Annotated in this window: 22 protein-coding genes and 1 pseudogene; 13 read left to right on the top strand and 10 right to left on the bottom strand. The window is 71.5% G+C overall.

Annotated features, from left to right (window positions below; all coding sequences use genetic code 11):
• Nucleotides 1–103: 103 nt before the first annotated feature.
• The gene (locus RNB18_RS03345) at nucleotides 104–1,384 is read right to left on the bottom strand and encodes an ABC transporter substrate-binding protein (RefSeq protein WP_311712615.1); all 1,281 of its coding nucleotides are present in this window, start codon (nucleotides 1,382–1,384) and stop codon (nucleotides 104–106) included.
• A gap of 189 nt (nucleotides 1,385–1,573) precedes the next feature.
• Here RNB18_RS03345 and RNB18_RS03340 point away from each other — a divergent pair, with 189 nt between their 5' ends.
• Nucleotides 1,574–2,503, top strand: coding sequence for a DeoR/GlpR family DNA-binding transcription regulator (locus RNB18_RS03340; RefSeq protein WP_449657633.1), 930 nt, complete (start codon nucleotides 1,574–1,576; stop codon nucleotides 2,501–2,503).
• Nucleotides 2,500–3,861, top strand: a complete 1,362-nt coding sequence (locus tag RNB18_RS03335) for a 6-phospho-beta-glucosidase (protein ID WP_311712613.1) — start codon at nucleotides 2,500–2,502, stop codon at nucleotides 3,859–3,861. Before RNB18_RS03340 ends, RNB18_RS03335 begins: the two co-directional genes overlap by 4 nt.
• 159 nt (nucleotides 3,862–4,020) lie before the next feature.
• Here RNB18_RS03335 and RNB18_RS03330 read toward each other — a convergent pair whose 3' ends face one another.
• Complete coding sequence (locus RNB18_RS03330; RefSeq protein WP_311712612.1) at nucleotides 4,021–4,233, bottom strand: Rossmann-fold NAD(P)-binding domain-containing protein; 213 nt, start codon at nucleotides 4,231–4,233, stop codon at nucleotides 4,021–4,023.
• A complete protein-coding gene (locus RNB18_RS03325) occupies nucleotides 4,182–4,637 on the bottom strand; it encodes an NAD(P)H-binding protein (RefSeq protein WP_311713009.1) in 456 nt (151 codons plus the stop codon). Before RNB18_RS03325 ends, RNB18_RS03330 begins: the two co-directional genes overlap by 52 nt.
• A gap of 322 nt (nucleotides 4,638–4,959) precedes the next feature.
• Here RNB18_RS03325 and RNB18_RS03320 point away from each other — a divergent pair.
• The 3 genes and pseudogenes from RNB18_RS03320 to RNB18_RS03310 all read left to right on the top strand — a co-directional run.
• Nucleotides 4,960–5,257 (top strand): annotated as a pseudogene (locus RNB18_RS03320) (IS5/IS1182 family transposase); the annotation flags it as partial.
• A gap of 131 nt (nucleotides 5,258–5,388) precedes the next feature.
• Entirely contained in the window at nucleotides 5,389–5,817 is a 429-nt protein-coding gene (locus RNB18_RS03315) for a hypothetical protein (protein ID WP_311712611.1), read from the top strand.
• A 98-nt stretch (nucleotides 5,818–5,915) separates the two neighbouring features.
• Complete coding sequence (locus tag RNB18_RS03310) at nucleotides 5,916–6,605, top strand: TetR/AcrR family transcriptional regulator (protein ID WP_311712610.1); 690 nt, start codon at nucleotides 5,916–5,918, stop codon at nucleotides 6,603–6,605.
• 171 nt (nucleotides 6,606–6,776) lie between these two features.
• Here RNB18_RS03310 and RNB18_RS03305 read toward each other — a convergent pair whose 3' ends face one another.
• Both RNB18_RS03305 and RNB18_RS03300 read right to left on the bottom strand, forming a co-directional pair.
• Nucleotides 6,777–7,367: a DUF2889 domain-containing protein gene (locus tag RNB18_RS03305; RefSeq protein WP_311712609.1), complete on the bottom strand. Its 591-nt coding sequence runs from the start codon at nucleotides 7,365–7,367 to the stop codon at nucleotides 6,777–6,779.
• A complete protein-coding gene (locus tag RNB18_RS03300) occupies nucleotides 7,364–8,203 on the bottom strand; it encodes an enoyl-CoA hydratase-related protein (protein WP_311712608.1) in 840 nt (279 codons plus the stop codon). The genes RNB18_RS03305 and RNB18_RS03300 overlap by 4 nt, the downstream gene beginning before the upstream one ends.
• 177 nt (nucleotides 8,204–8,380) lie before the next feature.
• Here RNB18_RS03300 and RNB18_RS03295 point away from each other — a divergent pair, with 177 nt between their 5' ends.
• From RNB18_RS03295 to RNB18_RS03270, 6 genes are all read left to right on the top strand, one after another.
• Complete coding sequence (locus RNB18_RS03295; RefSeq protein WP_311712607.1) at nucleotides 8,381–9,184, top strand: FadR/GntR family transcriptional regulator; 804 nt, start codon at nucleotides 8,381–8,383, stop codon at nucleotides 9,182–9,184.
• Nucleotides 9,185–9,294: 110 nt separating this feature from the next.
• Nucleotides 9,295–10,476 carry an amidohydrolase family protein gene (locus RNB18_RS03290; RefSeq protein ID WP_311712606.1) on the top strand — a complete coding sequence of 394 codons (1,182 nt, stop codon included), beginning with the start codon at nucleotides 9,295–9,297 and terminating at the stop codon, nucleotides 10,474–10,476.
• Nucleotides 10,477–10,645: 169 nt separating this feature from the next.
• Nucleotides 10,646–11,788: a polyprenyl synthetase family protein gene (locus tag RNB18_RS03285; RefSeq protein ID WP_311712605.1), complete on the top strand. Its 1,143-nt coding sequence runs from the start codon at nucleotides 10,646–10,648 to the stop codon at nucleotides 11,786–11,788.
• Nucleotides 11,785–13,356, top strand: a complete 1,572-nt coding sequence (locus RNB18_RS03280; protein WP_311712604.1) for a phytoene desaturase — start codon at nucleotides 11,785–11,787, stop codon at nucleotides 13,354–13,356. Before RNB18_RS03285 ends, RNB18_RS03280 begins: the two co-directional genes overlap by 4 nt.
• Nucleotides 13,343–14,338 (top strand): phytoene/squalene synthase family protein, encoded by a 996-nt coding sequence (locus RNB18_RS03275; RefSeq protein ID WP_311712603.1) that lies wholly within the window; start codon nucleotides 13,343–13,345, stop codon nucleotides 14,336–14,338. The genes RNB18_RS03280 and RNB18_RS03275 overlap by 14 nt, the downstream gene beginning before the upstream one ends.
• The gene (locus RNB18_RS03270) at nucleotides 14,335–15,339 is read left to right on the top strand and encodes a DUF5914 domain-containing protein (RefSeq protein WP_311712602.1); all 1,005 of its coding nucleotides are present in this window, start codon (nucleotides 14,335–14,337) and stop codon (nucleotides 15,337–15,339) included. The genes RNB18_RS03275 and RNB18_RS03270 overlap by 4 nt, the downstream gene beginning before the upstream one ends.
• Before the next feature lie 73 nt (nucleotides 15,340–15,412).
• Here RNB18_RS03270 and RNB18_RS03265 read toward each other — a convergent pair whose 3' ends face one another.
• From RNB18_RS03265 to RNB18_RS03245, 5 genes are all read right to left on the bottom strand, one after another.
• Entirely contained in the window at nucleotides 15,413–16,966 is a 1,554-nt protein-coding gene (locus RNB18_RS03265) for an FAD-dependent oxidoreductase (RefSeq protein WP_311712601.1), read from the bottom strand.
• Nucleotides 16,963–17,691, bottom strand: a complete 729-nt coding sequence (locus tag RNB18_RS03260) for a class I SAM-dependent methyltransferase (protein WP_311712600.1) — start codon at nucleotides 17,689–17,691, stop codon at nucleotides 16,963–16,965. Before RNB18_RS03260 ends, RNB18_RS03265 begins: the two co-directional genes overlap by 4 nt.
• The gene (locus RNB18_RS03255) at nucleotides 17,688–18,923 is read right to left on the bottom strand and encodes an FAD-dependent oxidoreductase (protein ID WP_311712599.1); all 1,236 of its coding nucleotides are present in this window, start codon (nucleotides 18,921–18,923) and stop codon (nucleotides 17,688–17,690) included. Before RNB18_RS03255 ends, RNB18_RS03260 begins: the two co-directional genes overlap by 4 nt.
• Nucleotides 18,920–19,276 carry a hypothetical protein gene (locus tag RNB18_RS03250; RefSeq protein WP_311712598.1) on the bottom strand — a complete coding sequence of 119 codons (357 nt, stop codon included), beginning with the start codon at nucleotides 19,274–19,276 and terminating at the stop codon, nucleotides 18,920–18,922. The genes RNB18_RS03255 and RNB18_RS03250 overlap by 4 nt, the downstream gene beginning before the upstream one ends.
• A 134-nt stretch (nucleotides 19,277–19,410) precedes the next feature.
• Entirely contained in the window at nucleotides 19,411–20,412 is a 1,002-nt protein-coding gene (locus RNB18_RS03245) for a MerR family transcriptional regulator (protein ID WP_311712597.1), read from the bottom strand.
• A gap of 163 nt (nucleotides 20,413–20,575) precedes the next feature.
• Between RNB18_RS03245 and RNB18_RS03240 the strand changes: the two genes are divergently transcribed.
• Both RNB18_RS03240 and RNB18_RS03235 read left to right on the top strand, forming a co-directional pair.
• Nucleotides 20,576–21,184, top strand: a complete 609-nt coding sequence (locus tag RNB18_RS03240; RefSeq protein WP_311712596.1) for a sigma-70 family RNA polymerase sigma factor — start codon at nucleotides 20,576–20,578, stop codon at nucleotides 21,182–21,184.
• A 226-nt stretch (nucleotides 21,185–21,410) separates the two neighbouring features.
• Nucleotides 21,411–21,761, top strand: a complete 351-nt coding sequence (locus RNB18_RS03235) for a hypothetical protein (protein ID WP_311712595.1) — start codon at nucleotides 21,411–21,413, stop codon at nucleotides 21,759–21,761.
• Nucleotides 21,762–21,801: the final 40 nt, after the last annotated feature.

The following is a 21,801-nucleotide window of genomic DNA, read 5'->3' as shown; positions in this document are numbered from 1 at the left end:
GGCGCCCGGAGGCGGGGTGCGCCGCGGGCGGAACCGGGTCGGGCCCGGCCCGCCGCGGTGCCTGGGCACCGCGGCGGGTCCGGTGACCGGAGGTGAGGACATGTCAGCTCACTCCCTGCCGCTGGCCGATCTGCTTGGCCTGGCTGACCGCGTCCTTCCAGGCGTCGTCGGGCTTCTTGCCCTTGGCCTCGATGTTGGTCAACTCGGTCAGGTAGGGGGCCATGACGGCGGCGTCGGCGGGCGCCTCGTAGCTGGCCGGGATGGCCTCGGCGGCCGGGCCGAAGACCTCGATGATCTTCTGCCCGCCGAAGAAGGCGTCCGGTCCCGTCATGGCAGGCATGGCGTAAGCGGCGGGACAGGCCGGGAAGATGGCGGCGTCGGTGAAGCCTCGGGCGTCGTTGGCCGGGTTGAGGATCCAGCTGATGATCTTGAATGCCTCTTCGGGGTTGCGGCACTGCTTGGGCAGGGCCAGGTAGGAGCCGCCCTGGTTGGCCGGCCCTCCGGGGTTCGGGCTGACATGCCACTTGCCCTTGGTGTTGGGGGCGGCCTGCTCGATGTCCAACGCGTGCCAGGCTGCGCCGAGTTCGGTGGTGAGGGTGCCCTTACTGAGGGCGGCGTTGTGGGTGTTGTCGTTGATCTTTCCGTCGAGGCCGAGCTGGTAGGGGCGGACGGAGAGATCCCAGGCGGCGCGTATGTGGTCCTGGTCGCCGATGAAGTGGTTGTTCTCGTCGATGAACCGCTTGGTGCCCTGACCGACAGCGATGTTGAACACCGAGCCGAGGTTGTTGATCAGGTAGGTGCCGGGCAACGCCTTCTTCAGCTCGGCGCCGAGCGCGTAGTAGTCGTCCCAGGTCTTGGTCACGGCGGCGACCTTGGCGGGGTCGGAGGGCAGCCCGGCCTTGTCGAACAGGTCCGCGCGGTAGTAGAGCGCGGTGGGCCCGATGTCGATCGGGAAACCGATCTGCTTGCCGTCGGTGGTCTGGGCGAGCTTGGTCTTCCAGTCCAGGTACTGGGAGGAGAGCTTCTTGAAGCCCAGGTCGTTGAGGTCCAGGAAGCGGCTGCCGTTGGGCAGGAAGGAGGCGATGTCCTCCCCCTTGATGCCGGTGATGTCAGGCACGGCCGCGCCCGCCGCGAGGGTGGTGGTGAGCTTCTGCTTGAAGTCGCCGCCGATGGAGTTGGTGGTCAGCTTGACCTGGCTGCTGAAGTGCGTCTTGGCCTCGGCGACCACCTTGTCGCTGAGCGCGCCTCCCCAGTACCAGAGGGTCAGGTCTTTGCCGTCCTTGCTGCCGCTCGATCCTGAACTGCCGCCGCACGCTGCGGTGGTGCCGGCCGCGGCAGCCGTCAGGGCGGCGGCCTGAAGGAATCGTCTGCGGGAAAGATCCACGATCTTCTCCTAGTTCTGGGCGGGTTCTGCACATCGGCCATAACCGGTATGTCCGACAGGACCTGTGAGTCGTGAGCCGTGGAGGGGTGTGACGGGAGGGCCGGGTGGCTGAAGAGCATCGGCGTGGTGGGAACCCTTCAGCCACCCGGGGCGTGTGAGCTGGTCCTCTCAGACGGTGCCGACGCGTCCATGGCGGCGGGATACGCCGTTCATCCGCTTCGGCCGACCGGAGTGGGGTCCGGACCTCGCTTGAATTACGCAAGAGAGTGCACCCGATGCGCGACTTTGACAAGGGTCAAGCGAGTATCGAGACATTCATGCGTGACTTTGCTTGAGTTTGAAGAGTTCGCGAGTATGGTCAGCGGCATGCTCGCTGACCGAAGACACCAGCTGATCCTTCGCGCCCTGCGCGCGGACGGCCCCCTCTCGGTGGTCGCCCTGGCCGAGAAGGTCGGGGCGAGTCAGGCCACGATCCGTCGGGACCTCGTACAACTGGAGGACGAGGGACTGCTCAAGCGCGTCTACGGCGGTGCCGCCCCCGTGACGGGCGAGGACGACCCGTTCGCGGACGTCGCCGGCGTCCATGTGGAGGCGAAGGACGCGCTGGCCGTCTGGTGCGCGGACCTCGTCAGGGACGGCGAGACCGTGCTGCTCGACATCGGCACCACGGCCCACCGGGTGGCCCGCCATCTGCACGGCCGCTCGCTGACCGTGATCACCAGCAACCTCGCCGTCTACGAGGAGCTCCAGGACGACAAGGACGTCCAGTTGATCCTGCTGGGCGGCGTGGTCCGCCGCGACTACCGCTCGCTGGTCGGCTTCCTCACCGAGGACAACCTGCGGCAGGTCCACGCCGACCGGTTGTTCCTCGGCACCAGCGGGGTCCGCCCCGACGGCCAGGTGCTGGACACCACCGCCGTCGAGGTGCCCGTCAAGCGGGCGATGATCGCCGCCAGCGCCCAGGTGGTCCTGCTGGCGGACGCGGCCAAGTTCCCCGGCACCGGAATGGCCCGGGTGTGCGGTCCTGAGGAACTCGACGTCGTGGTGACCAACGCCCCGGTGGACGAGAAGACCGGTAGCCGTCTGCGTGAGGCGGGAGTCGAGGTGGTCGAGGTATGAGACTGACGATCCTGGGAGGCGGCGGCTTCCGCGTCCCGCTGGTCTACCGGGCCCTGCTCGGCGACCGCGGCGAGGGACGCGTCACCGACGTGACCCTGTACGACCTGGACGCCTCCCGGCTGACGACCATCGGCAAGGTCCTGGCCGACCAGGCGGTCGGGCACCCGGACGCCCCCGGAGTCACGCTGACCACCGACCTGGACGAGGCGGTCACCGGAGCCGACTTCGTGTTCTCCGCCATCCGGGTCGGCGGGCTCGCCGGCCGCGCGGCGGACGAGCGGATCGCCCTGGAGGAAGGCGTGCTGGGCCAGGAGACCGTCGGCGCGGGCGGCATCTCCTACGGGCTGCGCACCATCCCGGTGGCGCTCGAGATCGCCCGTCGTATCGCCGCCCTGGCGCCCGATGCCTGGGTCATCAACTTCACCAACCCCGCGGGCATGGTCACCGAGGCCATGACCGCTCTCCTCGGCGACCGCGTGATCGGGATCTGCGACTCCCCGGTGGGTCTCGGCCGCCGGGTGGCCGGGGCGCTCGGCGTCGACCCGGCGCGCACCAGCCTGGACTACGTGGGTCTGAACCACCTGGGCTGGCTGTGCGGCCTGTACGCCGACGGCCGTGACCTGCTGCCGTCCCTGTTCGCGGACGAGGCCGCCCTGACCTCCTTCGAGGAGGGCAAGCTCTTCGGCGCCGACCTGCTGCGCACGCTCGGCGCGCTGCCCAACGAGTACCTGCACTACTACTACTTCCACCGCGAGTCGGTCGGCACCGCGCGGGCCGCCGAGCACACCCGGGGCGCCTTCCTCCACACGCAGCAGCAGCGCTTCTACGACTCGCTGGACTCCGCGGGCGGCGGCCCGACCGCGCCCCGGGCCGCCTGGAACGCCTGGGACGCCACCCGGCTGGAGCGCGAGACCACCTACATGGCGGAGAACCGCGACGCCGTCGGCATGGGCGAACGGGACTCCTGCGACCTGGAATCCGGCGGGTACGAGCAGGTGGCCCTCGCTCTCATGCGGGCCATCGCCCGGGACGAGCGCACCACGCTCATCCTCAACGTCCGGGGCCGCGGCCGGATCCCCGCCCTGGACGACGACGCCGTCATCGAGGTCCCCTGCCACGTGGACGCCAACGGCGCACGCCCCATCGCCGGCGCCCCGTTGCCCGACCACGGCCAGGGCCTAGTGTGCGCCGTCAAGGCGGTCGAACGCGCGGTGATCCACGCCGCCACGACCGCGGAGCGGGCCCACGCGGTCAAGGCACTGACCATCCACCCGCTGATCGACTCGTACACCGTCGCCAAGCGCCTGCTGGACGCGTACCAGCGGCATTTCCCGGAGCTCGCCTACCTGGGGCGCTAGTGCTTTGACCGCCGGGAATGCTCGCCCAGAAGGGGGGCGTAGACGGTCTTCGCGGGGTGCCTGATGATGGCTTCCAGTGTCGGGTCGGTGGCGTTGAACTCGCCATTGCGCGATGCCGCGAAACCCGTCAAGGAACTCCGCAGCCGGCCGCGGCATCCCTCAGGCGACTACTGCGGATATCCACTCGTTGTCGTCCATGACGACTCGGGTGATGGTCCGGCCGGTGATGCGGCTGAGGACTTCGGCAACGTCGGCGAAGTCCAGCGTGTGGGGGGGGGCTGTCAGGGGTGGCGCCATCCCTTCGAGCGCACCGTCTTCGGTCAGGGCGGAGGCCGCGGCTTCTGCCAGGTCCTCGTGGGCCGTCCAGGACACCGGGCCATCCTGCGGCAACGGCGAGCGTGCCGGTCTCCAGCGCCGCGCCGATGTAGGAGCCCAAGGTGGCGGCATAGAACCAATTGCGAAGAGCGGTGTAGGGGACTCCTTGCTGCCTTGAGGTGCTCCTCGGTAGCCGCGTGGACCTTCTGCGGCGGGGAAGAGCGAGGTGGGAGAGCCAGCCTGGTGGCGTCGATGGCGGCGCTGTTGGCGGTCACCGCGCCGCCGTCTCGAATAGCCGCCGAGACGACCAGGACGCACTCGGCACCTTCGAAGGCGGGCTTGAGACTGTCGGGTTCGGTGAAGTCTCCCACTCGGACTCGGACGCCGCGCTCGGCTAGGTCCGCGGCCTTTCTCACGTCGCGCACACTGACGGCGATCGTGTCGGCCGGTACCCGCTCCAGCAGCGCGGAGATCCCTTGCGGGAGATGACGGGCAGGGTCTGTCGGCGGCGCAACTCGTCGCGGTGGGCGTTGGAGTCGTAGCCCTTGTCACCGAGCAGAGTTCCGGTCTACGGCGGGGCCGGCGGGGGCAGCCCGCGACGGGCGGGATGTCGTCGACGAGGGCGAGGGTCTGGGTGGCTTCGTTGACGTTGGCCGCTGTCGTGATGACTTTGAGCGGGTGCCGCGTCCGTCACAGATCAGGTGGTGTTTGCTGCCTGCTTTCCGCCGGTCTGCCGGCGACGGACCGGTGTCGGCGCCCCTTTTTCGCGCGGACGTGGGAGCATGCTGGCGGCGCCTGGCCGAGTGGACCGAGGCCGGGGTGTGGCCCCGGCTGCGCGAGGTCCTCCTGGCCAAGGTCCGCGGCGTGGACGCCCCGGACTTCTCCCGGGCGGTTGATCACCGACGCCACCGGCATCCCGCTCGCCGCCACCTTCACCGGCGGCAACCCCAACGACGTCACCCAGCTGATCCCGCTGCTTCGGGCGGTACCGCCCGCACGTGGTGCTTGGCGACCGCGGCTACGACCACGAGGGCACGGCTCCGGGCTGGGCGCCCAACGCTGGGTAGTGGAGCGCACATTCCGGAGCCTTCCTCACTCTCGGATGTGTCCTTACCTGCTGGCGGCGTCTGAACGGACTCCAGTGGCTTTCCGGCCAGCTGAGGACGGAGCGAACCAACAGCGGTCTCTCCGCTCGAAGTAGTGTCAGGGTGCATGGTGTCTTTGTTCGCGTTGTTTGGTCCGCCCGCGATTACCATCTTCCTCTTCGCCGCCGGGACACTCCCCTACGCGTTGTGGGTGACCAGGAAGAAGCCCTCGCAGCCGGCCCGCTGGGCCGTGATCGGCAGCGCATCAACCATCGCCGCGTACGGGGCCGGAACCGTCTACGGGCTCGCTTTCACGAACCCGCTCGACGTGTGCGGGTCCAGGACCGGCAACGGCGTGTACATGGATGCTGGACGGGACTACAGCCTGACATCGGTGAACGTGCACGCTTTCCCTCCATCCATCACTTGTCACTGGACCAGCGGCCACAGCACCGAAGAGGTGTGGTTCTGGGCCACACTCCTGCTGTACGCAGGACTGGCCTGCTCCGTCGTCTGCTTGGCCCTGCTTCTCATCAACCGAACGCGAAGGCCCTGAGCGCCTCTTGCATCGTCCCTGCTGTCAGGGGTTCTTAAGCACGTTGGCGATATCAGCGATAACATCACCTGTCACGCACCGGCGATACCATCGTGTCCATGGCACCGAACACGCAGCGGCGAGACATCACCCGGGACCGCATCGTGAAGGCTGCGGCCGGCCTGCTGCGCGACCAGGGTCCGGCCGCGGTGACCACGCGCCGCGTGGCGCACGAGGCCGGGCTGCAGCCTCCCGCTCTCTACCGCTTCTTTCAGGACAAGGACGACCTGCTGGACGTCGCCGCGGAACATGTCTTCGTCGAACATGTGGCGAGCAAGCAGACCACCGCGCCCTCGGACGACCCTGTGGAAGACCTCCGCGCCGGATGGAACACGCAGATCAGCTTCGGCCTGGCCAACCCGTACGTCTACGGCCTGTTGCTCGACCCGGCCCGCGCACGCGCCACCCCGGCACAGGTCAAGGGTGTGCTGATCCTCGCCGAGCGTGTGCACAGAATCGCCGCCGCCGGGCGGCTCCGGGTGAGCGAGGAACGCGCCGTCAACCTCATCCGCTCGGCGGGGATCGGAACCGTCCACACGCTGCTGACCCTGCCACCAGAGCAAAGCGACCCGGGCCTGGCCGACGCCGCCTTCGACGCGATCGCTCGCGCCATCCTCGTAGATGAGCCCGCTGTTGTCCCCACCCAGGACCCGGCGGCCGTCGTCGCGACCTTCCGCACCCTCCTGCCGGAACTGCCCGGTCTCAGCAAAGCCGAGGCCGCGCTTCTCGACGAGTGGCTGCGACGCTGATCCAGCACCGCGCTACGACGGTGGCTGCGATGGCAAGGTCTCGACCACCGCTCCGCCGAGGGAGGCGTCGTCGACGATGACCCTGGCGCGACGCACACTCCGCCGCGAACCGGACAGATACGCTCGTCGACGCGATGCCCGCGAGGATGCAGGCGTCGCACGGCAAAGCATTCAGGTGTCGGTCGTCCCCGGGTCACGCCCCTCGAAGGTCCTGAGCGGCGGCACCGGACGCGGGCCGGTGCCCGGGACCCAGCCCGTGTCCAGCTTGCGCAGACCCACGCCGTCCGGCGCCCAGATGTGGCAGCTGTTCAGCACACCGGCCGTGGAGCGCGGGTCGTGGGACTGCTCGCCGGCGTAACGCAGCCCCGCGTTCGCCGAGATGGCCGCCTGCACCACCGCGGGGCCCAGGACACGGGCCAGCTCGTGGAGGTGCGAGCAGCCGGACACCCCACGGAACCGCTCCTGGATGGCCCGGTTGTACCCGGCGGCGACACTGAGCCCGGTCAGCCCGTCGAACACGGGGGTGATCAACGGGCACTCGGCGTGCGGGAAGGTCCGCATGTCCGCGTCGGCGTGCACGATGACCATGTCGGCCAGACGTACACGCACGGCGAGCACCATCCGGTGGACGACGTCGGCCGACGGCTCCGCCCAGGGGCGCACGTCGCTCAGTTCCGCCTCGACCGAGATCTCGTCGCCACCCTCCGCGTACGCGGTGACGGTGATCGTGCGACGGTGCAGCGGGAGTTCGGAGCGCGTCATGACGACGTGTCCTGCGCAAGAGCCGGTACCACGGCCGGAGTCTCCCCCAGCCCGGCGAACTCCGGCTGCCTGTGCTCGATGAAGCTGCGCACGCCCTCGCGGTAGTCCGGGGCGCGTTTCGCCGTGGCCAGCAGGGCGGCAGCGTGGTCGCGGCTCTCGGTGAAGGTCCTCGCCTGGTCGTCGGCGAGCTGCCGCTTGATGAGGGACATCGCGTACGGGCTGGCCGAGCGGGCCAGTTCGGTCGCGTACGCGATGGCCGCCGGCAGCAGCTCCGCCGGCTCGACCAGGCGGTTGACCAGCCCCATCGCCAGGGCCTCCGTCCCGGTGATCCGGCGCGAGGACAGCAGCAGGTCGGCGGCGTTGCCGTAGCCGATCAGCCGGGGCAGGATCCAGGACACGCCGTCCTCGGCCACCAGCCCGCGGGCACTGAAGGCGGCGGCGAACTTGGCGTGCGGTACGGCGAACCGGACGTCGCACATCAGCGCCTGGTTGAACCCGATGCCGGCGCAGGCGCCGTTGACGGCCGCCACCACGGGCTTCGGGAAGGACATGGGTCGGGTGCGCGGGGGCAGCTGGTCCGTCGGCCAGGGGCGGGCGCCCGACGAGGCGGCGTCCAGGACGCTCATGTCCATTCCCGGGCAGAAGCTGCGCCCGGCGCCGGTGAGCACGACGGTCCGCACCCGTGGATCGTGCTCCGCCCGGTCGAACAGTTCGTTGTAGAGCAGCTCCATCCCGAGCGTCCAGGCATTGTGCCGCTCGGGCCGGTTCAGGGTCAGCAGCATGACCCCGTCGTCGGTGAGATCGGTGAGGATCTCCGGGGCCGGGTTCTCGGTCATCGAGGTCACTCCCGCGGTATCCGTCGGCTGGACCGGCTTTATAGATAGATGAATCATCTATATACCAAACGACCGCCAGGGCACCAGATCAGGTCGCGCAAGGAGAAGATCACCGATGGCTTGACCTGGTACCCTCGATGCACTAAGACGATTCATTTAGCTATACGAGGAGCCACCGTGGCCGAGGCAGCCCGCACCGCAGAAACGGCGACCGTGCCCGTCCCCGCCCGCAGCCGCGTCGGACGTCAGGTGCGGGTACCGAAGACCGCCGAGCTGGTCGCCGCACACCTGCGTCGCCAGATCGTACGGGGCGAGCTGAAGCCCGGCGACGCGCTGCCCCCGGAGTCGGGCCTGATGGAGCAGTTCGGCATCTCGCGGCCCACGCTGCGCGAGGCGTTCCGGGTGCTGGAGTCGGAGTCCCTGATCACGGTGCGCCGCGGCGCCCACGGCGGCGCCCGGGTGAGCGCTCCGGACGCGGACGTCGCCGCCCGCTTCGCCGGCCTGATCCTCGAGTACCGCGGCGCCACCCTGGGCGATATCTATCGCGCCGCGGCCCTCATCGAGCCGCCCTGCGCCCGCCAGCTCGCCACCAAGCACACGGCGGACGACATCAAGCGGCTGCGCGACGCGGTGGCGGCCGAGAAGTCCGTCCTCGATGACCCGCTCGCCCTGGTCGACGCGCAGGACGCCTTCCACGCCCTGCTGATCGAGCTCACCGGCAACCAGACCCTGATCCTGCTGTGCGGCATGCTGCGCAACATCATCGACCGGGCCAACGCCTCGTACACGGCGGGCGCGGCCGATGCCGAGGCACAGAAGACGCAGGCCCTCAAGGGACACCGGGCGCATGTGCGGATGGTCGGCCTGATCGAGTCCGGCAAGGCGGACGAGGCCGAGAAGCTGTGGCAGCGGCACATCGCCAGTGCGGACGACGTCGTCAACGCCGCAGGACCCAAGACGGTGCTCGAACTCCTCGACTGACCGGCCCGACCTCGCGGCGGACCCGCCTCCACTCCCCCCTTGCGCTCTCTAATCAGTTAGATAATTATAGAAGGCGTACTGAATAGTTCCTGGGGCCCGGAGGCGACGCCATGGCCGAACAGCGCAAGCCCATCTTCGACTGCGACCAGCACATGTACGAGGAGCGGGACTCCTTCACCCGCTACCTTCCGAAGGAGTTCCTCGGTTCGGCGGTCGCCCCGGTGACCCTGCCGGACGGGCGGGAGGTGATCCTCGCCGGGGACCGCATCGTCGTATGCCTGGAGCCGGAGTTCGGGCAGGTCTACCGTCCCGGTTCGCTCAAGGAGATGCTCAAGGCGATGGCCTCGGGCAATCCCGAGGAGACCTACCAGTTCGAGCCGATGCACGAGTCGTACCAGAACCGCGAGGCCCGGCTGCGGGTCATGGACGAGCAGGGTCTGGACCAGACGATCATCTACCCGGGCGGCTGGGCGCTGGTCGCCGAGGAGTACGTGAAGGGCGTGGAGCCGCTCTACGCCAACTACCACTCCTTCAACCGGTACATGAACGAGGTCTGGGGCTTCAACCACCAGGGCCGCATCTACGCCCCCGCGCTGCTGTCACTGCGCGATCTGCCCAGCGCCGTCAAGGAGCTGGAGTACGTCCTCAACCAGGGCGCCCGCTTCATCCTGCTGCCCACCGGCCCTGTGTACGGCCGCTCGCCGGGCGACCCGTACTTCGACCCGTTCTGGAAGCTGGTCAACGAAGCCAAGGCGAGCGTCTGCTACCACATCAGCGAGTTCTACTACAACTCGCAGGTGGCGCCCTCCTGGGGCTACGACCCGAACCCCATCCACTTCCGGATGTCGGCCTGGCAGTGGCAGAACACCTACGGCCAGCGCCCCGTCGAGGAGACGCTGTCCGCGCTGATCTTCGACAACCTCTTCGGCCGTTTCCCCGACATCAACGTCCTGGTGTCCGAGTTCGGCTCCGAGTGGGTGCCGCACTTCGTGCGTCACATGGACAAGAGCCGGGGCATGGGCCGCAACGGCCCCTGGATCGGCGGGCAGTTGGACGAGCGACCCAGCCAGGTCTTCCGCAAGCACGTCCGCGTGGTGCCCTATCCCGAAGATGACATCGTGAACGTCGTCAAGCGCCTCGGCTACCACGAGTCCATCGTCATGGGCTCCGACTTCCCGCACGCTGAGGGCCTGGCCAACCCCGGCGACTTCCGCAAGCTCATCGCCGAGCTCGACGAGTCCGCCCAGGACGACATCATGTACAACAACGCCCAGCAGCTGATCACCCGCTGAGCGCCGCGGGAGAGAAACGTGGAGCCCGGTACCGGATTCGGTACCGGGCTCAGTGCTGTGGCCGCCCCCGAAACGGCCCGCACACCCAGCGGTGAATCGGCGCATCCGTACAGGGGCGCTCGGCAGAAGCATGGGTGTGCAGGTGACCGGGAGTGAGAAGGGGTGGCGCATGCGGGGACCGCGGCCCACGGCGGCCGAACCGGCCGGGTCGGTCGACCGGCCGTTCACGGCCCATGAGGCTGTCCGTGCCGTCGAGGCGGAGCTCGGGCGTGTTCTCGACGAACGCATGTGCCGGGCCCGGGAGACCGATCCGGTGTTCGCCCGCGATGTCGCCGACCGTGTCTCCGCCTTCGTCCGGCGCGGCGGAAAGCGGCTGCGCACGGCGTTCGCGTGGTGCGGATGGCTGGCCACCGGCGGATCGGGCGACGTCACAGCGGTCCTGCGTACGGGCGCGGCCCTCGAACTCCTCCAGGCGTGCGCCCTCATCCACGACGACGTGATGGACGGATCACCCCTGCGCCGCGGCGCACCGGCGGTGCACGTGGACCTCGCCCGCATGCACCGGTCGGCACGGATGACGGGCCCGCCCGAAGCGTTCGCGACGTCCGCCGCGGTGCTCGCCGGCGACCTGGCCCTGGCCTGGGCGGACGATCTGCTGACCGAGACGGCCCTCGGCTCACCGCACGGCCCTGCACTGCACCGCGAGTGGCAGGCCATGCGCGGCGAGATGGTCGCCGGGCAGTACCGGGACATCCACGCCCAGGCCACCGGGACATCCGGACTCGACGAGGCGGTGAGCATCGCCACGCTCAAGAGCGCCCTGTACACGGTCGAGCGGCCCCTGGCCCTCGGTGCGGCACTGACCGGAGCCGACGCTTCCGCCCTGGACGCGCTGCGCTCCGCCGGACGGTGCGCCGGTCTGGCCTTCCAGCTCCGCGACGACCTCCTGGGCGCCTTCGGAGACCCGGCCGTGACGGGCAAGCCGGCCGACGACGACCTGCGGACGCGCAAGCTCACCTACCTGCTCGCCGTCGGTGTCAGGCTCGCCGGCGCCTCCGGTGACGAGGAATCGGCCGACGCGCTCGCCCCGGGCACCCCCCTCCCGTCGGACGAGGCCGTGGCGCGGATGCGGGCGGCGCTGGAGCGGACCGGGGCGCGGGCCGTCGTGGAGTCGAAGATCACGCAGCTGGGGGCGACGAGTCTGCGGCACTTCGACCGGACCGGCGCGGAGCCCTTCGTACGGCGGGAGTTCGCCACCCTCGTCGAACGGGCGGCGGGCGTGGCACTGGAGCGCGCCGGGGAGGCCGCGTGAGGACCGTGCCGGGGCCGACGGACCATGTCGTCGTGGTGGGCGCGGGGCTGTCCGGCCTCGCCTGTGCCCTGCACCTGCTGGGTGCCGGCCGCCGGGTGACGGTCGTCGAACGGGACGCCGGTCCGGGCGGCCGGGCCGGCCGCGTACGCCTCGGCGACTACGAGGTGGACACCGGGCCCACGGTCCTGACCATGCCGCACCTGGCCGACGAAGCCTTCGCGGCCGTCGGCGACAGCCTCGACCGCCACGTCGAGCTGACTGCCCTGCACCCCGCCTACCGGGCGTGCTTCGCGGACGGGACATCCCTCGACGTGCACACCGACGGCGAGGCGATGGAGGCGGAGGTCAAACGGTTCGCCGGAGCGGCCGAGGCGGCCGGCTACCGCGGACTGCGGGACTGGCTGGAGCGACTGTACCGGGCGCAGATGCGACGCTTCATCGACACGAACTTCGACTCGCCCTTCCAGCTGCTCCACCCGGACCTGGCCCGCCTGGCGACTCTGGGCGGCTTCGGGCGGCTGGACCGGAGCATCGCCCGCTTCCTGGCCGACCCCCGCCTGCGCCGGGTCTTCTCCTTCCAGTCCCTGTACGCCGGAGTCGCCCCGGCCAGGGCCCTCGCGGCCTACGCGGTGATCGCCTACATGGACACCGTGGCCGGCGTCTGGTTCCCCAAGGGCGGCATGCACGCGCTGCCCCGCGGGATGGCGGACGCGGCGACCGACGCGGGGGCCGAGTTCCGCTGGTCGGCCGAAGTGACCTCACTGGAGCGCTCGGCCGGACGGGCCCGTGCCGTGCGGCTGGCCTCCGGCGAGCGGATCGCCTGCGACGCGGTGGTGCTCTCCTGCGAGCTGTCCGCCGCGCACCGGCTGCTGGGGCGCGCGCCCCGGCGCCCGGTGGGGCTGCGGCACTCACCGTCCGCCGTGGTCCTGCACGCGGGGACCGACCGCACCTGGCCCGGCCTCGCCCACCACACCCTGTCCTTCGGCGGGGCCTGGGAGCGCACGTTCGACGAGCTGACCCGCTCGGGGCGGCTGATGAGCGACCCGTCCCTGCTGATCACCCGGCCGACGACCCACGATCCCGCCCTGGCGCCGCCGGGCGGACACCTCCACTACGTGCTGGCCCCCTGCCCCAACACCGACGTCGGCCCCTCCGCCGACGCGTGGCGCGACCTGGGGCCGCGCTACCGGGAGAGCCTGGTCACCGAGTTGGAACGCCGGGGCCTGGACGGGTTCGCCAACAGCGTCCAGGAGGAGCTGCTGGTGACCCCGCTGGACTGGGCGGCCCAAGGTCACGCGGCGGGCAGCCCCTTCTCCGTCTCCCACACCTTCGCCCAGACCGGCCCGTTCCGCCCGCGCAATCTGGTGCGCGCCGTCGACAACGTCGTACTGGCCGGCTGCGGCACCACCCCCGGCGTCGGCGTTCCGACCGTGCTCATCAGCGGCAAACTCGCCGCGGCGCGCATCACGGGGGGCGATCGACACCCTTCCGCCCGCACCCGCCCGGCGCCGCGCGCAGCACATGTCCCCACCCCCTCGACCGCGGAAGGCCCCCATGACCCGTCGTGAACTGGACGCCGCCGGGATCACCGACCCCTCCCTGCGCGCCGCGTACACGCACTGCCGGCGGCTCAACGCCCGCCACGGCCGGACCTACTTCCTGGCCACGCGTCTGCTCCCGGTGGAGCGCCGCTCGGCGGTGCACGCGCTGTACGGCTTCGCACGCTGGGCGGACGACATCGTGGACGACATCGACGGGCACCGGACGCCCGCGGAGCGCGACCGGCTGCTGCGCCGCCTGGAGAGCGATCTCGCGCACGGGCTGCGTACCGGCGGCGGAGACGAGCCGGTGGTCCGGGCCGTGGCCGACACCGCCGACCGGTACGGCGTCGAGGCCGCGCTGTTCGCGGACTTCCTGGTCTCGATGCGCAGCGACCTGCACGTCACGGACTATCCGACCTGCGCCGACCTACGGGCCTACATGCACGGCTCGGCCGCGGTGATCGGACTGCAGATGCTGCCCGTCCTCGGCACGGTCGTACCCCGCGCGGAGGCCGCCCCCCACGCGGCTGACCTCGGAGTGGCGTTCCAGCTCACGAACTTCCTGCGGGACGTGGGCGAGGACCTGGACCGCGGCCGCGTCTACCTGCCGGCCGACCTGCTCGCCGCCCACGGCGTGGACCGGCCGCTGCTGGAGTGGAGCCGCCGCACCGGGCGCGGCGACCCGCGGATCCGCGCGGCGCTGATCGCCGCCGAGGCCATGACGAGAGAGGTGTACCGGGCGGCGGAACCCGGCATCGCCATGCTCGACCCGCGGACACGCCCCTGCATCCGCACCGCGTTCACCCTGTACGGCGGCATTCTCGACGCGATCGCGGATCAGGACTACACGGTGCTGCACCGGCGTGCGGTGGTGTCCCGCGGGCGCCGGGCGGCCACGGCTGCCGCCGGAGTCGTACAGATCGCGGCCGCTCGGTGGTGTGCCCGCCCCGCGCGCGGAGCACCCCGGGCGGATGGCGCGGCCATCCCGACGAAAGGACCGGCGCGATGAGTGACCGAGCGGAACGAACCGGCTGGACACCGCCGTTGCGGCGGTGCCGGCGGTCGGACTGGGCGACGCAGACGCCCACCTGGCGGGAGGCACGTCCGGCGCTGATCGCCGACGCGCTCAAACGGGCGTCGGCCCGCCGGTCCGGAAACTGGTTCGTCGTCGGTGCCTCCCGGGACGTACGCGCCGGGGGCCGCCCGTACGGCAGGACGGTGGGCGGTGTCGAGGTGGTGCTGTGGCGGTCGGACACCGGTGCGCTGCACGCCGGCCCGGGCGCCTGCCCCCACCTCGGTGCGCCCCTGCGTGACAGCCGGGTGGTGTGCGGCACGCTGGTGTGCCACTGGCACGGACTCGCCCTGGACGGTGGGTCGTTCGCCGGCTGGGATCCCTATCCGGCCCACGACGACGGGGTCCTGGTGTGGGTCCGGCTGGACGCGGTCGGCGGCGAGGAGCCGTCCGAGCGTCCGGTGGTGGCGGAACGGCCGGCGGCGGGCCGCGGGGTCGACGCCGTGTTCACGGCGGTCGGGCGGTGCGAACCGCAGGACGTGGTCGCCAACCGGCTCGACCCGTGGCACGGCTCGTGGTTCCACCCGTACTCGTTCGTCGACCTGACAGTGGCCCGGCCGCCGACGGGCGAGGACGACACCTTCGTCGTCGACGTCTCCTTCCGTGTGACCGGCCGTCTGGTGGTGCCGGTCCGGGCGGAGTTCACGGCGCCCGGGCCGCGTACGGTCGTCATGCGCATCACCGAGGGTGAGGGGTCCACGTCCGTGGTGGAGACTCATGCCACGCCGCTGACCCGCGAGGCGGACGAGCGGCCACGGACCGCGGTGGTCGAGGCGGTCGTCGCCGCCTCGAACCGGCGCGGCTTCGCCCTCGCGCGGGCCGCCGCGCCCGTACTGCGCCCCCTGATGCGGCGGACGGCCGGCCGACTGTGGCGCGACGACCTGACGTACGCGGAGCGGCGCTGGACGCTGCGAAGCACGGGACGGTTCCCGGGGTGAGCGCGGTGCGGACGGTCACCCCGGCAGCCGGTGGGGCGTTGAGCGCCGGGAAGGGCCGGTGCCGGCCAGGGGGTCAGCGTCTCCCGGTCGCGCCGAGTGCGCGCAGCACGGGTGAACGGCCCGTCCGGGGCACCGTCCACAGCACCTGTCCCCGGACGCCCCAGGCGGCGAGCAAGGCCCCCGCTGCCAGGAAGCCGGTGGTGGCGGCGCGCTCCATCAGGGCCACGGGCAGGTCGCAGCGGATCGCGTCACCGGCCAGCGTCACCCGGGGGTGGGGCGTCACCACGGTGGGCCGCCGGGAGTGGGAGCCGACCGGGAAGAACGGACAGTCGGAGCGCCACTCGTGCCGGGCGTCCACGACCCGTGCGTGCCGTGTCTCCGGGTAGACCCGGCGCAGACTGTCGGCGAGGCGGTTCTGCATCGCCTCCGGTGCGGTCCCGGCGGGGACGGCGTAGGCGTGCAGTTCCACCACTGAGCCGCCGGTACGGTCGGCCCAGCGGGCGGCCTCGCCCTCGTAGCGTTCGAGGACGCTGATGTTGTCGAGGCCGTCGTAGCCGCTGGTGCCGAGGAATCCGGGGCGGTCGGCGCGGACCGGCCGGTCCAGCCAGAGCCGGGAGACGAGGAAGGCGGGGGCGGTGACGAGGGCGGCGATGTCGTCGCGCCAGGCGGGGGTGCCCAGGCCGGGTGACGCCGCGACGACCCCTCGCAGCGCCCCGGGGTCGAGTGCGAGTACGGCCGCCTCGTGCCGGTCGGCGGCGCTGTCGGTCCGCACCTCCACTCCCCCGCCGTCGCACGGGTGGACGCCGTGCACGGGGGTGCCGGTGCGGACCTCCGTCCCGAGGCTGCGGAGGTAGTCGCCGAGGGGCTCCCACAAGGCCTGGGGGAAGGGCTCGTTCGGCACGTCGAAGAGCAGGCCCTCCGAGGAGCCGAGGAAGTAGATGTGGAACATCAGCAGCAGTTCCGCGGCGGACAGTTCACTCGGGTCGGCGAAGAAGCTGCGCGAGAACACCTCGAAGGCCAGATGGTGCGCGGCTTCGGGGAAGCGGACGCGCTCCAGGAAGGCCGTCGCGCTCATGCCGTCGAAGCGTTCGTAGACCTCGGGCACGCGTACGTCCAGGAGGGGCAGCGCGGCCCGGGCGTGCATCGCGGCGAGGTCGCGCCAGCCGAAGGTGGGGCTGAGGGCGACGAAGCCGAGCGCGCTGAACGGCGGTGTCCGCGGGACGCGGGCGAAGCTGTCGGTCAGCCCGCCGCTGTGGCGCAGCGGATAGTCGGGCAGCGGCCTGAGACGGTCGAGGCCGGGATCGGTACGCCGCAGCAGGCCGCGCAGGTTGTAGTACTGGCGGAAAAAGGCGTGGAAGCCGCGGCTCATGGTCGCCTCGGAACCGTCGGCGAGGCGGGTGCGCCACCCCGCGAGCCGGCCGCCGAGCGACTCGTCATGTTCGTAGAGGGTCACGCGGGCGCCGCGTTCGGCCAGCAGGGTGGCCGCGGCGAGACCGGCGATCCCTCCGCCGACCACGGCGACGCCCGGCGCGTCCGCAGGGTCGAAACGATCCCGGCCCGGCGCGGGCAGCACGATCTCGGCCTTGCGGTCCCGGCCCCGCCGGGCTGCTCGCGGCGGTGTGCTCACCGGGCGTCCCCCGCCGCCGCGGCGGAGCCGTTGCGGGCCAGGAAGGTGTGCACGATGCCGGTCTGCCATCCGGCGACGGGTGCCGCGCGCACGCCCGTGAAACCGGCGTCGGTCAGCCGCGCGCTGAAGGCGGGGGCCGTGTCGAAGTCGAGGACGCTTCGCCACAGGTGACGGTAGAGGGCACGGTCACCGCTGAGGGTGCCCGCCGGGATGATCACCCCCCGGCACACGGCCGTCCACACGGCGCGGTGCGCGGGCGAGCCGCTGAGACTGTACTCGTGGACGGCGAGCCGTCCGCCCGGCCGGAGCAGCGACCGGACGGTTCCGAGGACGCCGTCCGGGTCGGTGACGTTGCGGAACAGGTAGGCGGCGAACACCGCGTCGTACGGTTCCTCACCGGCCGCCGCCTCCTCGGCGGTCAGGTGCAGGAAGCGCACATGGGCCGGCCACGGTTTGGCCAGTGCGCGCCGCAGCATCCCCGACGAGGCGTCGACTGCCGTGATCCGGGCGCGGGGCGCGGCCCGCAGGAGGGCCCTGGTGGAGGCGCCTGTGCCGCAACCGAGGTCGAGGAGGTGCAGGCCGGCCCCGTCCCGGGGCAGCCGGAGCCGTCGGGCCGAGCGCAGGAGGTCGGTGCGGTAGCCGGGGTTGAGAGCCGTGAGGCGGTCGTAGGCGTGCGACGCGTGGTCGAAGGCGCGTGCCAGATCGTCGTCGCGCAGCAGTGTCATCGGGGGCTCTCTCCGATTCGTGGGTCGGGCTGGGAACGCCGGGGCAGGAAGGGGAGTTCGACGGCGGTCCGGAGCATGGCTCCCACGGGGGTGCACAGGCCGATGCCCCACTCCTCGCTGAGCGAGGTGTCACCGTCGAGGAAGCGCAGCAGACGTTCCGGCGGAACGCGTCGGAACAGGCCGGTGAAGAAGCCGGGACCGTCGATCCGCCCGGTGTCCAGCGCTCGCAGCAGCACGGCGTCCATGGCCAGCGCCCGGCGCCCGTGCGGTGCGGGCACGATCGCGCGGCCGTCGCGCAGGGCGGCGGCGACGGCCCTGCTCTGCCGCTGCACGGCAGCGAAGGTGTAGCCGGTCGACGGGCGGGTGGCACCGCCCGCGGCCCCGATCCGGAAGACGGCGGGCCCGGTCCGGCAGGCGAAGCGTGCGTCGGTCATGGGAATGACGCCCTGCTCCGCCGATTCGACGGTGAACGCCCCGAGGCCGAGGATGTCGCGACAGTAGTGGGCCAGTGCGGCCTCATACGCCGTCGTGGTCAGCGGAGCACGGGAGAACTCGGTGTACTCGACGAGCGCCCGGTCCGGCGCCAGCGGCAGCGTGTAGCCGAAGGCGAGCCCGTGGCGCGGCTGCGGCACCCGGAAATCCATCAGATCGGCGACCGCCGGGTCGAACCGGTCCGCATCGGTACGCACGAACCAGCCGCGGAAGTGCTGCATCAGCTGTGTCCGGGCCGGTGGCAGGGAGCGCGGCGGGCGGGAGTCGAACACATGGCGGGCGCGGAGTGTCAGCGTCCGGCCGTCGGGCGTCGTGCAGTGGACTTCCGCGCCGTCGGCCGTGTCGTGCACGGTGTCCGCGGTGGCGCGCAGGACGCGCGAGCCGGATGAGCGGGCCAGCCGGGAATGCACCAGCCGTTCGAACACCGTGGACCGGAGCATGCGGTAGCGCAGCGGAGACGGGTCCACGGTGTTCGCCCGGCCGTCGGTGCCGTGCACGCGGAGCCGGGACCAGGAGGCGCTGACCGCCTCGGCGAAGTCGCCTGATCCGCGCTCCCAGTAGCACCAGGTCCGCTCGGGCGGACGCCGCGGACCGTCCGGCGCCTCCACCACGGTGACGGTGGAGGAACCGGTCGCCGCCAGGTGGTGCGCGAGACTGAGCCCGGACGCGCCGCCGCCGACGATGACCACGTCGCAGGTGTCGTCGTTGGTTTCGCCGGGCGCTTCGGGACGTCGGCTCACCGGGCACGCCGTTCGGCGGCGGGTGCCCCGTCCGGAGCCGTGCGCGGCGGTCCGGTGTCCGCCGTCATCGTGTCGGCGACGGCCCCGACGTTCTGGCGCGGATCGCCTCCCCCGGGCGTCGGCGGAGCCGTGTCCGCGACCGAACGGTCGGCGAAGCCTCCGTCCCGGTGTCCGGGCCGGACGGCCAGGCACCGTATGACGACAGTCCGTGGCGGGCGCGAGACAGGCGACGGCCATCGGATTGTCGGCGGCCTCGTCACCGCAGCGAGGCCGCGGGACGCGAGGTCGTACGCGTCGAACAGGCCGCCGCGGGTGGCGGCGGGCCCCAGTACCCGGGCGACGCTGATGTCCACGTCTCACTCCTGATCGCAGGCAGGCCGACGGCTTTCCTCTCCTTGTCCTCTCTTCCGTGAACCGGCCGCCGGCGGATGCGCGGGACACAGACCAACCGGAGTGGACCTGGCGCTGTCCTCACGGACGCACCACGTCACCTGAGCGCGATGGACTCCACCGCCGTGAGCGCCTGTGCCAGCCCGGGCGGATGCGGCGACCCCGGCACGGTCTGTCCGGCCCAGCCGGGCCCGAGCGTCAGGACGACCGGCTTCCTGCGAGCACCCCGCACTCCCCATTCGATCGCGGCCACGTGCTGAGCCAGCGGCCGGCTCGCTGTGGTACGCGACTGCGCCCACAGCCCCACCACGGCCGGACCGGTTCTGCGGACCGCGGCCACCAGTGACTCGACGGGCAGCGCGCCACCGAACATGCGTACCGGCAGGCCCCGTTCGGACAGGGCTGCGGCCAGGACCTCCAACGGCAGCGTGTGGTTCTCGGCGGGGACACAGGCGAGGACCGTCGTGGCGCCGGGCCGGTCGGCGACCACGGGCGGGGCATGGCGCCGCAGCACACCGGACACGTGCCAGGACAGGAAGTGCTCGACCTCGACGTACCTCTCGCCCGAGCTCTCCCACTTGCGGCCGACCGCCTGCAGAGTCGGCATGATCACCTCCGACCACGCCGCGACCAGGCCGTGTTCCTCGATCGCGGCGCTCAGCAACCCGTCGAGCGCGACGGCGTCGAGACGCAGGGCGGCGCGGGCGACTCCCTTGCACTCCTGGCGCACGTCGCCGAGGCGAAGACCGGTGCCGGCCCGGCTCCGGCCGCGAGCCGCGGGCAATGGGGACCGAACGGAATCCACCTGAGGGGCAGGCGCCTGCGGACCCGCCTCGTCCAGCGCCAGACGGGCGGCCTCGGCGGGCGGCAACCCGGTCGCCGTCAGCGCGCACATCCGCTCCAGCCGCGCCACGTCCACGGCGGTCCAGCGACGATGCCGGCCACCGGTGTGCGCCGTGGGGCCCAGACCGTAGCGGCGGTCCCAGGAGCGGACCGTGGTCGGTGCCACCCCCAGACGCCTCGCCACCTCACCGGTGGTCAGCCCGCCGCCGACACGCGGCACGTCCTGGTGATCACCGTCGTCCCTGTCCCGGCTCATACTCCCCATAGTACGACGCACAAACGACGCATGTTGTATGCGTCGTTCCAGCTCACAAGACTGGCATGCAAGCGCTCGGCCGCTACGGCGCCCGCCGACCGGACCGGTTCGGCAGGCGGCTTTCCGGCCCCGACACGGGACGCACGGCAGGAGGGACAAGCCCATGACCACGAACACGCGATCCGCCGGTGTTCGCACCGAGGCTGCGGAGGAGACGCCGTGCGATGACGAACTGGCCCGCGGCCTGTGCGCCGCGGACGAGACCGCGTTCGCGGCCGTCTACCGGCGCTGGGGCGCACTCGTCCACACCATGGCCACCCGCTCGCTCGGTGACGCCCATGAGGCCGAGGACGTGACCCAGCAGGTGTTCCTCGGCGCCTGGCGCGGACGGGACGGCTACCGCCCGGAGCGGGGACCGCTGGGCGCCTGGCTGGTCGGCATCGCGCGCCGGAAGATCATCGACGCACTGTCGGCCAGGACGCGGCGTCTCACGCTGATCGACTCGATGGTGTCCGACGCCGACGTGCACCGCCACGAGGTGGCGGCCCCGGACGACGTCCTGGACCGGGTGCTCCTGGTCGACGCCCTGTCCCGGCTGCCGCGCCATCAACGCGAGGTGCTGTGCATGGCGTTCTACGAGGACCTGACCCAGGCCCAGATCGCCGAGCACACCGGCATCCCCCTGGGCACCGTGAAGAGCCACACCCGACGTGGCCTGCATCGGCTGCGTGAGGGGATCGAACGAGGCCGCGCCGCCGAGAACACCGCGTAGGCACGCGCCGGAACCGCCGCCGCGCGCATCCAGGGCGGCGCCGGCGCACGAAACAGCCGCCGGAGCGGCCCCCCGGTCCTCACCCTCGTCACGTGTGCGCCTCCGTTCCGCCCGGCGAAGGGCGGTTACCAGGCCAACCTGATCGTCACCGCCGAACCACTCGCGGCCTGAAGCACAGCACGGGAACAGGAGGGTGACGGTGCCACATGTCGAGCCCGCACACCTGATGGAACTGGCACTGGGAAACGACATCTCGAGCAACGACCCCGGCGCCCTGCAGCACATCGCCGCCTGCAACCGGTGCCGGGAGGAACTGAGCCAGATCACGCGGGTCGTTGTCTCCGCCCGTGGCGTTGAGGAGTCAGATCTACCGGCCGCCCCTCCAGAGCGGGTATGGCAGCACATCACAGAGGAGTTGTCCGCAAGGGAGAAGATTCCCGCAGCACCGCCCGTGAAGCCGGCTCACGGCCTCCACGGTCGGACGATCCGTTACGCGCTCGGCCTCCTCGCCGGCGTCGCCTTCATCTGGTGGTGGAGCCGGGACCGTTCGGCAGGTCATGCGGGCCGGAACGACTGAAAACGGGCTTCTCCCCGCGGAATCGCGGCTGTTGCCGACC

The sequence above is a fragment of the Streptomyces doebereineriae genome, from assembly GCF_031845645.1.
GTDB lineage: Bacteria > Actinomycetota > Actinomycetes > Streptomycetales > Streptomycetaceae > Streptomyces > Streptomyces canus.
The sequence above is the reverse complement of the archived record's forward strand: the minus strand, read 5'-3'. Positions and strand labels throughout refer to the sequence as shown.